Source organism: Parahoeflea halophila, from assembly GCF_900220985.1.
Classification (GTDB): domain Bacteria; phylum Pseudomonadota; class Alphaproteobacteria; order Rhizobiales; family Rhizobiaceae; genus Hoeflea; species Hoeflea halophila.
Genome location: NZ_OCPC01000003.1, coordinates 547,545 through 562,078, shown reverse-complemented (window position 1 = coordinate 562,078; position 14,534 = coordinate 547,545). Strand labels below are relative to the sequence as shown.

The window sequence follows — 14,534 nt, the reverse complement described above, 5'->3', positions numbered from 1 at the left end:
GATGTGCGAATCAGCTCCGAAGATTAAGCAGGATTCTTATTGCTCCACAGTAATGCGGACTGCAAGCTGTTCTTCGCCGGAGCCGGTGCGGATGCCTGAAATTGGTGCCGCATCCTTGTAGTCGAGGCCATGGGCAATGTGCACATAGCGGTCATCGGGGCACATATTGTTGGCCGGGTCGAAGCCGACCCATCCGAGCCCCTCGACATGAGCTTCCGCCCAGGCGTGGCTTGCTGCCTGGTCGGTGCCATCTTCCATCATCAGGTAACCCGAAACGTATCGCGCCGGATATCCCATCACCCTTGCTGCCGCCGCAAAGGCTTGGGCATGATCCTGGCAGACGCCTTGGCCCGCCGCCAATGCATCCTCGGCGATCGTCTTGGTCTGGGTCGCACCCGGAACATAGGCCATGGTCTTGTTGAGCGTCCGCATCAGGTCGTGCAATTGTTCGAGCGGTTCACCCTTGCCGACGCTGCGCACAAGTTCACGGATCATCTTGCCCGGCCTGGTCAGCGCTGTTTCACGCTGGTAGAGCCAGAGCGGCATGTATGCCCGGTGCGGTCCGGCAACGCCGCTGTTGTCGCTGGTTCCCACCAGGCCCGAGGCCACCACCTTGATGGCTTCTGTGTCGCGGCTTGCACTGACGAGCTCGACGACATTGCCGAAGTGGTCGATATAGCGCGCCTCCACCGTGCCGCCTTCAACTTCCGTCGACCAGGATTCCACGCTCTGCAACTGGCTGCTTTGTGGTGTCAGCCTGAGGCGTTGCAAGGCGTAGCGCACGGGATGCGCATAGGCGTACTCGGTGATGTGGGAAATCTTGAGCTGCATCAGATCAGTCCTGGTAGAACCGGTAGGCTTCCGAAATCTCGGCAGCAACCCGGCTGTTCTGGCTGATGAAACCCTGTAGAAACTCGTGCAGCCCTGTGTCCATGATTGCCTGTATCTCCCGTTCGCGCAACATGCCAAGCGTGGCCTTTGCGGTTTCATGACAGGCGGCGCCCTTGCCATATTCCCGTTCGAGGTAGGAAAGGTTCGCATTGATCTTGTCGTAGCAATAGGCCAGTGAGCGCGGCATGCGTCCGTTCAGGATCAGGAAATCGGCAATATTGGCTGGCTTGTAGTCGTCATCATAGACCCAGCCATAGGACCTGTGCGCCGACACCGATCTCAGGATTGATTCCCATTGCACATTGTCGAGTGACGAGCCGACCTGGAATGCCGCCGGCAGCAGCACGTAATACTTGACGTCCAGTATGCGCGCGGTGTTGTCGGCCCGCTCGATGAACGTGCCGATGCGGCAGAAATTGTATTGCTCGTTGCGCAGCATGGTGCCGTGGAACGCGCCGCGGATCAGTCCCGTTCGCTGTTTGATATTGTCGATGATCGCCGGCAGGTCTGCATTCGAGGGCTTGCGTGCCAGTTGCGACTTGATGTCGAGATAGCACTCGTTGGTCGCTTCCCAGGCTTCCCGGGTCAGCGCCGTGCGCACCATGCGGCCATTGTTGCGGGCGGCTTCGATGGCACACACAATGCTCGAAGGGTTGGATCTGTCGCGCAACAGGTAATTGATGGCATCAGAACTCGTCACTTCGGGATAGTTCTCGCAATAGGCGCTGAACACACCCGAACTGCGCAGCACTGACTCCCATTCCTCCTCGTGACCGTGCATCCGGGTCAGCGACATGCGCAACCCAGCGTCGATCAGGCGTGCCGTGTTCTCTGCGCGCTCGATGTAGCGGAACATCCAGAACAGGCCATTTGCGGTTCTTCCCAGCATGCTCAGTCCTCCAGCACCCAGGTGTCCTTGGTGCCGCCTCCCTGGCTGGAGTTGACCACAAGGGAACCTTCTTTCAGCGCCACGCGGGTCAGGCCGCCCGGGATGATCTGGATCTTGTCGGAGACAAGCACGAATGGTCTCAAATCGAGATGGCGGGGCGCCAGGCCTTTCTTGGTAAGTATCGGAACCGTGGACAGCGACAGGGTCGGCTGCGCGATGTAATTGCCCGGCCGAGCCTTGAGCTTCTCGGCGAATTCCTTGCATTCGCGCTTGCTTGCAGCCGGCCCCACCAGCATGCCGTAGCCGCCGGATCCATGTACTTCCTTGACCACCAGTTCGGGGAGGTTCTCGAGCACATATTTCAGTGTGTCTGGCTCCGAGCAGCGGTAGGTTGGCACATTTTCGAGGATCGGCTTCCGGCCGGTGTAGAACTCGACGATTTCCGGCATGTAGGAATAGATGGCCTTGTCGTCGGCAATGCCGGTCCCCGGGGCATTGGCAATCGTGATGTTGCCGGCCCGGTAGACATCCATGATGCCGGGAACGCCGAGGGCCGAATCCGGGCGGAAGCTCAGCGGATCAAGGAAATCATCGTCGACGCGCCGGTAGAGCACGTCGATTGCCTGATAGCCCTGCGTCGTCCGCATCACCACCTTGCCGTCCATCACCCGCAGATCCGAGCCTTCCACCAGTTCGACACCCATCTGGTCGGCGAGGTAGGCATGCTCATAGAATGCGGAGTTGAATATGCCGGGCGTCAGCACCGCAATCCGCGGCCTGCCATCGCAACCCGGGGGCGCCACCGCTGCCAGGCTCTGACGCAGCAATTTGGGGTAGTTTTCGACCGGCCGCACCTTGTTGAGATGAAACAGCTCTGGGAACATCTGCATCATGGTTTCGCGGTTTTCGAGCATGTAGGACACGCCCGACGGCGTCCGCGCATTGTCTTCCAGAACGTAGAACTGGTCTTCGCCGGTGCGGACAATGTCGGTCCCGATAATGTGGGTGTAGACCCCGCCCGGCGGCCGCATGCCGATCATTTCAGGCAGAAACGCGTCGTTCTTTTCGATCAGTGCGCGTGGCACCCGGCCGGCCTTGATGATTTCCTGCTTGTGGTAGATGTCATCGAGGAACGCGTTGAGCGCCATCACCCTTTGCTCGATGCCTTGCGCCAGCTTGCGCCATTCGGAGCCTGAGATGATCCGGGGCACGATATCAAACGGGATCAGCCGCTCCGAGGCGTCTTCCTTCCCATAGACAGCAAAGGTGATGCCGGTCTTGCGGAAGATGTTCTCCGCGTCTCGGGATTTCTTGATCAGATCGGACGTTTTCTGTTCCGAGTGCCAGTTGAAGTAGCCCTTGTAGGGCGCACGCGGGAGGTTGTCCGCAGTCAGCATTTCGTCGAAAGGCACGTGTCTGGTGCTCCCCTTTTGAAGCCATAAGATCGCATCATGTGGGAGAAAGCAAGAACCATGCGCAAATTCTGATATTCGCTGAAATCTCACATTTTTTTCCATCATTTTTTTATAGGCAGACAGCCGCTGCTGTGCTGACGGTGGGGCATTTGTGCCGCCTCCATGAGCCCGGGGTTGCGTCTCCGCTTCTCCGCGGCTATCGCTGAAAAACTCTCCCCATCACGGGCGCGACCTGTGGCTTCCAAAGCGGCTGGATCAACAATGACACTCGATCGCATTGCCCCGGCACTGTTTGTTCTGCTCTGGTCCACCGGATGGATCGTGGCAAAATACGCAAGCCCCCACGCCGACCCGCTGACCTTCCTGGGGCTGCGCTTCACGCTTGCCGCCGTTTTGTTTGCCGCCATTGTTCTTTTTAGCAGCGCGGCCTGGCCATCGACCCGCGCCGGATGGGGGCATGCGTTCTTGTCCGGCGTGTTCCTGCACGGCATCTATCTGGGCGGCGTCTGGTGGGCGATTTCGCAAGGCGTGCCGTCTTCGATCTCGGGTCTCGTCGCGGCCCTGCAGCCTTTGTTGACAGCTATGGTTGCGCCGTTCCTCGTCGGAGAGCGCCTGACCGGTTCTCAGCGGCTTGGCATTGTCTTGGGGTTTGCCGGGCTCAGCGTGGCAATCCTTCCGCGGCTGACCGCGCTCGATACTTCAACGCTGCAGATCGCGCTGGTGCCTTTGCTGGTCAATGTTTTTGCCATGGCCTCGGTCACTGCAGGGACCATCTATCAGAAACGCTACCTTCAGCAGGGCGACCTGCGGGCCATTGCAGCCCTGCAATATGTCGGAGGCTTTCTGGTGGTGATGCCGCTGGCGCTATTGATCGAACCGATGCGGATTGACTGGAATCTGGAATTCGCGCTCGCCATGGCGTGGTCCGTGTTCGGCCTGTCGCTGATTTCCATCATGCTGCTGCTTTATCTCATCCGCCGAGGCCAGGTCTCCCGCGCCGCGTCGCTCACCTATCTGGTGCCGCCTGCGGTTGCGATCGAAAGCTGGTTCCTGTTCGGCGAAGCCCTGACCATCCCCATGATTGTCGGCACGGTGATCGTGGTGTTTGGCGTCTGGCTGACCAATCGCAAGACCCGCGTCGTCGCCTGATCAGAAATCGGTCGGCACGCCGCCTTCTTCCTTGCGCCGGGCAACAAATGCGTCGAGCTCTTCCGAAACAGCCGCATCGAGCGGCGGCTGCTCGTAACTGGCCAGCGTTTCCTTCCAGACCTTGTTGGCATGATCGAAGGTGGTCGGCTGGCCGGCGAGGCTCCAGCTCTCGAAATTTCGCCAGTCCGACAAGATCGGCGAATAGAACGCCGTCTCGTAGCGAGACAGGGTGTGGGCCGTCCCGAAGTAATGTCCTCCGGGGCCGACTTCGGAGATGGCGTCCATGGCCAGCGCGTCCGGACTTGTGTCCAGCGGCACCAGGAATTCGGCCACCATCTGCAGCATGTCGACGTCCATCACGAACTTTTCGAACGACGCCGTAAGCCCGCCCTCCATCCAGCCTGCGGCGTGCATGATGAAGTTGCCCCCGCCCTGAACCAGCCCCCATAAAGACATCATCGATTCATAGGCCGATTGGGCATCGAGCGTATTGGCGGCACAGGTGTTGGATGTCCGGTAGGGCAGTCCGTAGCGCCGGGCCAGCTGCCCCCCGGCCATCACCGCTTTCATGTATTCCGGCGTCCCGAAAGCCGGCGCACCGGATTTCATGTCGACATTCGATGTGAAACCTCCATACACCACCGGGGCGCCTGGCCGCACGACTTGGGTAAAGGCGATCCCGGCCAGCGCTTCTGCATTCTGTTGCACCAGCGCCCCGGCAACGGTAACCGGCGCCATCGCCCCTGCCAGCGTGAAGGGCGTGATCACCACCACCTGGTTGTGCGACGACATCTCGATAATGCCCTGCAGCATCGGTGCGTCGTAGCGCAGCGGCGAAGAAGCATTGATGATCGTAAACAGCGACGGCTCGGCTTCCATCTGCTCAGCGCTTACGCCGCGTCCGATGCGCGCGATCTCCAGTGCATCGAGATTGCGCTGTTTGCCCAGCGAATAGGCATGATACGGCTTGTCTGTCAGCTTGACCAGGTCCGACAGGCAATCGAGATGACGCACCGAGGCGTGAAGATCGGTCGGTTCGACTGGGTAGCCGCCGGTCATGTGGATGATGTCGTAGGATTGCGCCAGCTTGACCAGGTTGCGAAAATCCTCCTGCGTTCCTGTCCTGCGGCCATTGTCCCGATCCGAGCAATAGGGCGCAGAGGCGACCTGGGCAAACGCCATCGCCGGGCCGCCGATGGCCACATTGCGCTCCGGATTGCGGGCATGCAAAGTGAACGGACCCGGCGCTTTTGCGACCAGTTCCATGATCAGGCCGCGATCCATCCGCACCCGCTCCGTCCCGGCGACAACCTGCGCGCCGGCAGCGGCAAGCAAGGCACGGGCTTCAGGCAGCATGAAATCCAAGCCGACTTGCTCGAGCACGCTCAATGAGGCGTCGTGGATCGCCTCCAGTCCCTCGTCAGACAGGATCAGGGAGGGGGACTGCGTGTTGAGAATGGAGCGGTAGCGCAGGGTTGCGGGGCTCTTTCTGCCCTTGCCGCGATCGCCGCCGCGTCCGCCTCCTGTTCGCCTGCGCCGTTCCGCAGCGCCGGCGGTGTTCTCGATTGCAGTGGCGACGACATCCTCGATCTTGCTCATTTCGCTGCGCCCCCTCCGTTTCGACATACCGCCTGAATCAGCTGCAATCGCCTGGCTGCAGGCTCGTTAAGGGTGACGCTATGCCGGACAAAGCCTTCCGGCAAGTCGGATTGGGACGGGGCTGTCGGTCTATGCAATCAAAGACTGAAGTTCGCAGACAGTTTCGCGAAAGCCGGCTGTCTTACTCCGTAAACGATGGTTAACGCTTTATTTAAGGCAATTGTGCAAATTGGTGGGCGCGGAACAGGGCGAATGCCTGCATCGAGGGGGCTGCCGGGTGGGTGACGTGGAAAGCAAAGAGAGTGACGATTCGCTGGCAATTGCCTGTGAGCAGGTTTCCAGCGACCCCAACCCTTCTTTCATCAAGGATTCGGAACTGCGTTATGTCGCGGTCAATCTTGCCTATGCCGAATTGTGGGATTGCCAGCCGACGGACCTGATCGGCAAACAGAGCCACCAGCACTTCGATTCCGCCGAACAGAACGATCGTGATGAGAAGGAGCGCCGTAGTCTGGTGTTCGGCAAGGATCAGGTGGCCTTGTTCGCACACCCGCTCAAGGGCGGTCGCTACCGGGTACGCATCCAGCGAAATCGTCAGGCCTCAGGCAAGACTTTCATAATCGGCCAATTCGAGCCGATCGCCGGCATTCGTTTTGAAACCACGCAGGTAGATGGGAATCAGCCGGTAGATTTGCTGACCGGTGATGCGCATCCTGAGCCACGGCAGGACCTGCAGGCCAGCGCGTCAGCAGACAAATCCCTGCTCGACCGTTTCAACGAGATTTTCGACTGTATGGATGTCGGCATCGTGCTCTACGATCCGTCCGATGTTCTCATCTACGTCAATCCCGCGATGGACGCACTGACTGCGCCCCATTACCAGCTGGAAGTGGGAAAATCCTTGCGCGCCGTGCTGGAAGTCAGTTGCAGCTTCAGTGCGCAGGACGAACCGGATGCGCGCAAGCAATGGATCGAAAAACGGATACGGGTCCATCGTGATTACGGCAAGGCCACAGTCGAGCGGCTTACCAACGGGCGCTGGATTCGCATCATCAACCGCGCGCTCAAGGATGGCTACACGCTCGGCTTGCGCATTGATGTGACCGAACTCAAGCAACGCGAAGCCGCTCTTGAGAGCCAGGTCTCGGAGAACCAACTGTTCCGCGCAATCCTCGACGAGATGCCGGTTTCGAGTTTCGTCAAGGACGAGGATTTCCGCTACACCTACACCAACCGTGCCCACGCCGAGTTGACCGGCATCCCTGGCGCCGACATGATCGGCAAGGATGATTTCGAGATCTTCGGCGACAAGGGAGAGGAACTGCGCCAGGCCGACACCGATGCGATCAGCGGTGACCGGACAATGGAGCGCGAAATCGAGCTTCAAAGTGCTCGGGGCGAAACACTCAAGCTGATCGACAGAAAGGTCGGCTTCACCGACCCTGGCGGTCGGCGTCATCTTCTCGGAACCACCGTTAATATCAGTGACATGAAGCGCCGCGAGCGCGAGGTCTATGAGGCGCAACGGCGCGCCGAGCTGCACAAGGCGGATCTGGAAAAAGTCATCGAGGCCATGCACATGGGCGTGGTCGTGGTTGACCGCGACAGCACCATTGAACTGATCAACGGTGCGTTTTTCCGGATCTGGAAAATAGCGGACAAAGGCAATTTCATCGGCTCTCCATTCCGCTCACTCATAGACGTGAACAGGCACAACGGCATCTACGATGTCAGCGATGCCGACTTCGAGGGATATGTCGAAGCCAGACTTGAGGAAATTCGTGCGGGCTATGTCGAACCACGCGAATTTTCACGTGCGGATGGCCGCACCATGATCTACTCGGTCCGCGCGCTGTCGGAAGGCAAGCGGATGATATCCTACTTCGATGTCACCGAACTCAAGCAGCGCGAGAAGGAGCTGGATCTCGCCCGCATGGAAATCGAGCGGGCCAGCGAATTGCTCAGCGGCGCGGCTGGTGCGATGGCCCAGGGCATGATGGTCACCGAGGATTGTATCATCCAGTTTGCCAACGACACTTTCTTCGAGATTCTCGAAGTTCCCCATGAAGTTGCCGCCGTTGGCAAGGATCTGAATGATTTCTTCGACTATTGCCAGGCCCGCGGCGACTATGGAAGCGATGAAAAGGCAGCGCAAACCCGCGCAGACGTCAATGCATCACACATGAAAAAGGAAGCTCATACGGTTGAACGCCAGACAACCTCTGGTCGTTGGTTGCGGATAGATGCGCAGCCGACTGACAACGGTAAGATGATCATCACCTATACCGATATAACCGAAGCCAAGATGCGCGAAGAGGAATTGCAGTATCTGCTGGTCAAGGCGGAAACGGCCGATCGTGCCAAGTCCGAGTTCCTCGCCAATATGAGCCACGAGATCCGCACACCGATGAACGGCGTGTTGGGCATGGCCGAGCTTCTGGCCCGTACCGAACTGGACACACGCCAACGGACCTTTATCGACATCATTGTCAAATCCGGCAATTCACTGCTTACCATCATCAATGACATCCTGGATTTCTCGAAAATCGATGCGGGCCAGATGGTACTCGACGAAAGCCCCTTCGATCTCTCCGAGACCGTCGAGGATGTGGCGTCGCTGATCTCCAGCCGTGCGGCGGAGAAAGACATCGAACTGATCGTCCGAATAGATCCAACGCTGCCGTCGCGGGTTGTCGGCGACATGGGGCGGTTTCGCCAGATCATCACCAACCTCGCCGGGAACGCCATCAAGTTCACAGAGGCAGGGCACGTGCTCATCGAACTGACCGGCGCATTGAGCACAGCGGACCGGCTTGATTTGACCATCCGCGTGCACGATACCGGCATTGGTATACCACCGGAAAAACTCGAGGCAGTGTTCGACAAGTTCTCCCAGGTGGATAACTCCTCAACCCGTCGTCATGAGGGCACAGGGCTCGGACTGGCAATCACCTCACGCCTGGTTGCGCTGATGGGTGGGAAGATCAGCGCTGAAAGCAAGCAGGGCGAGGGTTCGATTTTCACGATGGAAGTCAGCCTGCCGGTGGACCACAGCAGTGCAGGACCGGTTCGGATTGCGCCGGTCGACGTCACCGGAGCCAGGGTGCTTGCCATCGACGACAATCCGGTCAACCGGGCCATCCTGATGGAGCAGTTGACCGCATGGGGTTTTGACTCCTGCGCTGCGGTCTCTGGCCAGGAGGGGCTGGATGTGCTGACTGCGGCAGATCGTTTCGGTGTGCCCGTCGATGCGATCATTCTCGATTACCACATGCCTGACATGAACGGCATCATGACCGCACGGGAGGTGCGGAAGCAATTTGGTCCGGAAAAGCCCGCGATCGTCATGTTGACCTCGATGGACCTCACGTCGTCGGATGCCGATTTTGGCAAGGCGTCCGTGCACGCCACACTGATGAAGCCGGCGCGGTCTTCGCAACTTCTGGAAACGATCGTCAGCGTTCTTCAGGTTGCGGCACAGTCGGCAGGCCGGAGCGAAACTGCCGCCGCGACCCAGCCCCGAGTGTCCACCGAGCGGTCGGCTGATGAAGTGGCTGTGCCGTCCCACGACGTTCCAAAGCCCGTGGCTGTTGCGCCCAAGGCCGCTCCCGGGCTCAAACCTGCCGATGGCAAACCGGCAGCCCGCAGCCTCGAACTTCTGGTTGCCGAAGACAACGAAGTCAACCAGATCGTCTTCACCCAGATTTTGGATGAGCTGGGGCTGCGTTACAAAATCGTCGACAATGGCGGCAGCGCCTTTGAGGTCTGGAAGAGCGAGTATCCGGCGATGATCCTGATGGATGTCTCAATGCCCGTCATGAACGGACATCAGGCGACCCAGGCAATCCGCAAGGCGGAACAGGAGGATCCCGACCGCTCTCATACACCGGTTGTCGGCGTGACCGCCCATGCGCTGACAGGCGACAGGGAACGGTGCCTCGAGGCGGGCATGGACGATTACCTGTCAAAACCGATCAGCCCTGAGAAGCTCGAGGCAAAAATCCGCGAATGGCTGCCCGCCGATATCGCGGAACGGATCTCCTACTGACAAGGCGCGGCGCAACGGTATTGAATGCCTGACGACGGGGATCAACCCTGCCGGTTCAGCCCAGGGTCTCTGGCATTTGCAGTGCATTCACGAGCACACCCGCGCTCATGTCGCGCTTGCCGCTATGCCCGGGACGCTTCTCCACGCGAAATCCCGCCGCCTGAAGGTTGCGCCGCACCCAGCCGGCGGCTGAATAGGTGGCAAATGTTCCGCCATCGACCGTATGATCTGCGACAGCACGCATCAGCTCAGCTGACCACATTCCGGGATTGCGGGCCGGCGAAAAACCATCGAGAAACCACGCATCGGCGGCAAATGCCGCCGCATTCAACCGCGCCAGCGCCAGACCTGAATGGACGTGCAGCCGGATGGATTTGTCCTGGCCTGCGAAATCGATTTTGACATCGCCTGCCGGCTTGTCCGGCCACCGGGAGGTCAGCTCGCGCGCCTTGCTGGCGAGATCCGGCCAGGCCGAGAGCGCCCGCTCGATATTCTCCCGGCTGAGCAACCGCAGTTCGAACGAGTGAAAGTCGAGCCGCGCGCCCTTTGGCGCGGTGGTCTCCCAAGCCGACCAGGTCTCTATGAAGTTGAGCCCGGTGCCAAATCCCAGCTCGGCGATGACGAAGTTCGGTCTTACGGCAAAGCGGTCAGGCAGCCCGTTTGCAGCGAGGAAGACGTGGCGGCATTCCGCGCGGCCATCGGCCCTGGAATAATAAAAGTCGCCAAATTCCTCTGAATAAGGCATATCGCCCTCGTGCCAGGACAGTGCGGCCTGCTGCGCTGCGTGCTTTGCATCGGGATCAGGGGGATCAATCATGACTGTTGCCGATAACGGCGCATCGCACACCGGTCAAGCAGCACCCGATCTGTTGATTGCCGGGGCCGGGGTGGCCGGGCTGTGGCTGGCGGTCAAGGCGGCACGTGCCGGCCTGTCGGTGACTTTGGTGGAGCGCGGTAATCCCGGTGGAGGTGCCAGTGGCGGATTTCTCGGCGCGCTGATGCCCCACAGCCCCGAGCGCTGGAACGAAAAGAAGGATTTCCAGTTCCGCGCCCTGGTCGATCTCGAAACAGAAATCCGGCAACTGGAATCCGAGACTGGCGAATATTGCGCCTATCGCCGCGTGGGCCGCATCCTGCCGCTGCTCAGTGAGCGCGGGCGTTTCACCGCCCTGGATCGTGTGGCCGATGCCCGAACCAACTGGGGTGGGCGCTTCCGCTATGAGGTGCACCACACGCCGGCCCGTAGTGACTGGCCCAATATTCTACGCGCACCGCAGGGCATTGTGCATGAGACGCTTTCGGCACGGGTTTCGCCTCCGGGGCTGCTTGCTGCCTTGCTGCACAGCCTCGCCCTGAAGCCAAACTTCGATCTGCGTTTGGGAACGTCTGTCATCGATATCAATCCGCAGTCGAAACGGGCAACCCTGTCGGACGGCGCCCGGATCGGGTTTGGTCACGTTGCGATTGCCAGCGGGGTCGACGCCTTTTCCCAGATTGCGCGTCTGACAGGGATGCCGCTCAACGCAATTGGCAGCGGCGTCAAGGGCCAGGCGGCGCTCCTCGACGCCAAGGCGCCGCCGGATCTGCCGCTGGTTTACGATGACGGCGTGTATGTCATTGCCCATGAAAACGGTCACGTTGCCGTCGGGTCGACCAGCGAGAACACGTTTGATGACCCGGCAGCCACCGACGACAAGCTCGACCAGATCCTCAAGCGCGCCCGCAAGCTCTGCCCGCTTATCAAGGAAGCTCCGGTCATTCGCCGCTGGGCCGGGGTGCGCCCCCGAGCGATCGGGCGCGATCCCATGCTGGGGCCCGTTCCCGGCGCACCGGGCGTACTGGCAATGGCCGGCGGTTTCAAGATAAGTTTCGGCATCGCCCATCGCATGGCCGACTGCCTCGTTGCCGGAATTACCGGGGGTGACGACCCGAAGGCCCCGCAGAGCTTTTCCGTCGCCTATCACCTGGCCAAGGCCGCCAAGAACCAGACGCTTCAATAGAACTGGAAGGTGCGCGGAGGGCCGTCTGACCGGCAAGAAATGCCGCAACAGCTTGCGGTTTTTCTTCAAAGTCGGGGCCTCGACTTTTGAGGCGGTGCTGCTACCGTTTGCGCCGAAATCATCACGGACCGAGCAATGAACACGACACCATATCCCCGCGACCTGATCGGCTATGGCCGCAACCCGCCAGACCCGCAATGGCCATCGGGTGCCCATTGCGCGGTGCAGTTCGTGGTCAATTATGAGGAGGGCGGTGAAAGCTGCATTCTTGATGGCGATCCGGCGTCCGAAAGCCTGCTGTCGGAAATCGTCGGGGCGCAGCCCTGGCCCGGTCAGCGCAACCTGAACATGGAATCGCTTTACGAGTACGGATCGCGCTCCGGCTTCTGGCGGCTCTGGCGCCTGTTCACCGAGCGCAACATGCCGGTCACGGTCTATGGTGTCGCCCTTGCGATGCAGCGCAATCCCGAAGCCGTCGCGGCCATGAACGAAGCCGGCTGGGAGATCGCCAGTCACGGACTGCGCTGGCTCGAATACAAGGACTTCTCCGAGGAGGAAGAGCGCCGTCACATCGCCGACTGCGTCCGCATTCACACCGAAGTGACAGGGTCGCGTCCGCTCGGCATCTACCAGGGCAAGCCTTCCGTCAACACCTTGAAGCTGGTGATGGAGGAGGGCGGATTTGTCTATTCGGCCGATTCCTATGCCGATGAGCTGCCTTTTTGGGTCGAGGGGCCCAAGGGGCCGCATCTGATCGTTCCCTACACGCTGGACGCCAACGACATGCGCTTTGCCACGCCGCAGGGCTTCAATTCAGGCGACCAGTTCTTCACCTATCTCAAGGACACATTCGACGTGCTGATGGCCGAGGGTGCCGCCGGAAGCCCGAAGATGATGTCGATCGGCCTGCATTGCCGCCTGGTTGGACGTCCCGGCCGTGCGGCGGCGCTGGCGAGGTTCCTCGACTATGTCGCCACTCACGACAAGGCCTGGGTGACGCGCCGCATCGACATCGCAAATCACTGGCACCGCCACCATCATCCGGAGAACAAGACATGAGCAATCGCGATGAGTTTGTCACCCGGTTTGGTGGCGTGTTCGAGCATTCCTCCTGGATCGCAGAGCGCGCCTGGGACAATGGCCGGATTGTCACCCCGCTCCACGCCGGTCCCGTTCATGAAGCCTTGTGCGCGGAGTTTCGCGCGGCCAGTTCCGACGAGCGCATGGGCGTTCTGCGCGCCCACCCCGATCTTGCCGGTAAGCTGGCGATCGCCGGAGGCCTGACCGAAGAATCGAAATCCGAGCAGGCCGGTGCCGGTCTTGACCGTCTCAGCGCCGATGAGCACGCCCGTTTCACCAAGCTCAACAGCCGCTACATGGCCGATTTCGGTTTTCCCTTCATCATTGCAGTCAAGGGGCACGACAAGAACAGCATTCTGGCGGCCTTCGAGACCCGCGTCGAAAATGATACGGAGACTGAATTCGCGACTGCCTGTGCCGAAGTCGAGAAGATCGCCGGTTTCCGCATCCATGCGCTTCTCCCGGAAGGCTGAACAATGACTGCCATGTTGAAGCTTGAAGCGCTGACCGCCGAAGCCTTTGCTCCGTTTGGCGCCGTCATGGACGCCGCTGCGGCTGAATTGCGCATGATCAATGGCGGCACCACCGAGCGGTTTCACGCGCTGGCCATGGCCGATACCGGGGCCGAAGGCGGGCACACCATCCTGTCGCTGTTTCGCGGCCAGCCGCGTCAGTTTCCCTACACCGTCGACATGATGGAGCGCCATCCGCTGGGCAGCCAGGCGTTCTTTCCGGTCACCCAGGGCGACTGGATTGCCGTGGTGGCGCCCGATGACCGTGGCCGCCCGGGTGAACCACGCGCATTTCTGGTGCCCGGACATGTCGGGCTGCAATATGACCGCAATGTCTGGCATCACCCGCTGATTGCCGTCGGCCAGGTCAGTGATTTTATGGTGATGGACCGCGAAGGCGGCGGCATCAACCTTGAAGAAGCTGACTACGACACACCCTATTTGATCGCCGATCCGGCCGATTCACCGCCGGCCCACCAAACGTCCGTACACTGAACAAGGAGATGCCAATGTCCGCCCAGCCACTTGCTACCGAAACCGGACGCCTGACCACCCATGTGCTCGATACCGCGCGCGGCAGGCCTGCAGCCGGGCTGGCCATCGAGCTCACCCGCATCGAGGGACAAGAGCATCACCTGGTCAAGACTGTCAGCACCAACTCAGATGGACGGGTCGATGGTCCGCTGCTGTCGGGTACAGAGCTTGAAGCTGGTGTCTACGAGCTGAAATTCCATGCCGGCGATTATCTGCGCTCGACCGGCGAGACGCTGCCCGATCCGGCCTTTCTCGACGTGATTCCGATCCGCTTCGGCATTGCCGACACGGCTGCGCATTACCATGTCCCGCTGCTGATCTCGGCTTACGGCTACTCGACCTATCGCGGAAGCTGAGGCCGGCAGGCCTCACTGGCAGCAGTGTCATGGTTGGAGCGGTGGGGAAAAGGCCCGGAAA

The 14,534-nt window shown here is 60.3% G+C and carries 12 protein-coding genes; 7 read left to right on the top strand and 5 right to left on the bottom strand.

Annotated features, from left to right (window positions below):
- Positions 1-36: 36 nt before the first annotated feature.
- The 3 genes from CRO46_RS13200 to CRO46_RS13190 are packed head-to-tail and all read right to left on the bottom strand — an operon-like array spanning position 37 to position 3,177.
- Positions 37-831, bottom strand: coding sequence for a transglutaminase family protein (locus CRO46_RS13200; RefSeq protein WP_097108216.1), 795 nt, complete (start codon positions 829-831; stop codon positions 37-39).
- Positions 832-835: 4 nt separating this feature from the next.
- On the bottom strand, positions 836-1,780 hold the full coding sequence (locus tag CRO46_RS13195; RefSeq protein ID WP_097108215.1) for an alpha-E domain-containing protein: 945 nt from the start codon (positions 1,778-1,780) through the stop codon (positions 836-838).
- A gap of 2 nt (positions 1,781-1,782) precedes the next feature.
- A complete protein-coding gene (locus CRO46_RS13190) occupies positions 1,783-3,177 on the bottom strand; it encodes a circularly permuted type 2 ATP-grasp protein (RefSeq protein WP_179759062.1) in 1,395 nt (464 codons plus the stop codon).
- Between the two features lie 279 nt (positions 3,178-3,456).
- Here CRO46_RS13190 and CRO46_RS13185 point away from each other — a divergent pair, with 279 nt between their 5' ends.
- A complete protein-coding gene (locus CRO46_RS13185) occupies positions 3,457-4,344 on the top strand; it encodes a DMT family transporter (protein ID WP_097108213.1) in 888 nt (295 codons plus the stop codon).
- Here CRO46_RS13185 and CRO46_RS13180 read toward each other — a convergent pair whose 3' ends face one another.
- On the bottom strand, positions 4,345-5,943 hold the full coding sequence (locus tag CRO46_RS13180) for a trimethylamine methyltransferase family protein (RefSeq protein WP_097108212.1): 1,599 nt from the start codon (positions 5,941-5,943) through the stop codon (positions 4,345-4,347).
- A 286-nt stretch (positions 5,944-6,229) separates the two neighbouring features.
- On the opposite strand from CRO46_RS13180, the gene CRO46_RS13175 reads away from it, so the two are divergent.
- Positions 6,230-9,991: a PAS-domain containing protein gene (locus CRO46_RS13175; protein WP_143439038.1), complete on the top strand. Its 3,762-nt coding sequence runs from the start codon at positions 6,230-6,232 to the stop codon at positions 9,989-9,991.
- A 55-nt stretch (positions 9,992-10,046) separates the two neighbouring features.
- On the opposite strand, the gene mnmC2 is transcribed toward CRO46_RS13175, so the two are convergent.
- Positions 10,047-10,808 carry a tRNA (5-methylaminomethyl-2-thiouridine)(34)-methyltransferase MnmC2 gene (gene mnmC2 / locus CRO46_RS13170; protein ID WP_143439036.1) on the bottom strand — a complete coding sequence of 254 codons (762 nt, stop codon included), beginning with the start codon at positions 10,806-10,808 and terminating at the stop codon, positions 10,047-10,049.
- Between mnmC2 and CRO46_RS13165 the strand changes: the two genes are divergently transcribed.
- The 5 genes from CRO46_RS13165 to uraH all read left to right on the top strand — a co-directional run bounded on the left by CRO46_RS13165 (position 10,807) and on the right by uraH (position 14,473).
- Positions 10,807-11,991 (top strand): NAD(P)/FAD-dependent oxidoreductase, encoded by a 1,185-nt coding sequence (locus tag CRO46_RS13165; protein WP_097108210.1) that lies wholly within the window; start codon positions 10,807-10,809, stop codon positions 11,989-11,991. The genes mnmC2 and CRO46_RS13165 overlap by 2 nt on opposite strands.
- Before the next feature lie 135 nt (positions 11,992-12,126).
- Positions 12,127-13,050, top strand: a complete 924-nt coding sequence (puuE, locus tag CRO46_RS13160) for an allantoinase PuuE (RefSeq protein WP_097108209.1) — start codon at positions 12,127-12,129, stop codon at positions 13,048-13,050.
- A complete protein-coding gene (gene uraD, locus CRO46_RS13155) occupies positions 13,047-13,544 on the top strand; it encodes a 2-oxo-4-hydroxy-4-carboxy-5-ureidoimidazoline decarboxylase (RefSeq protein WP_097108208.1) in 498 nt (165 codons plus the stop codon). Before puuE ends, uraD begins: the two co-directional genes overlap by 4 nt.
- A 3-nt stretch (positions 13,545-13,547) precedes the next feature.
- A complete protein-coding gene (locus tag CRO46_RS13150; RefSeq protein WP_097108207.1) occupies positions 13,548-14,078 on the top strand; it encodes an ureidoglycolate lyase in 531 nt (176 codons plus the stop codon).
- Between the two features lie 14 nt (positions 14,079-14,092).
- On the top strand, positions 14,093-14,473 hold the full coding sequence (uraH, locus tag CRO46_RS13145) for a hydroxyisourate hydrolase (protein ID WP_097108206.1): 381 nt from the start codon (positions 14,093-14,095) through the stop codon (positions 14,471-14,473).
- The last annotated feature ends 61 nt before the right edge of the window (positions 14,474-14,534 follow it).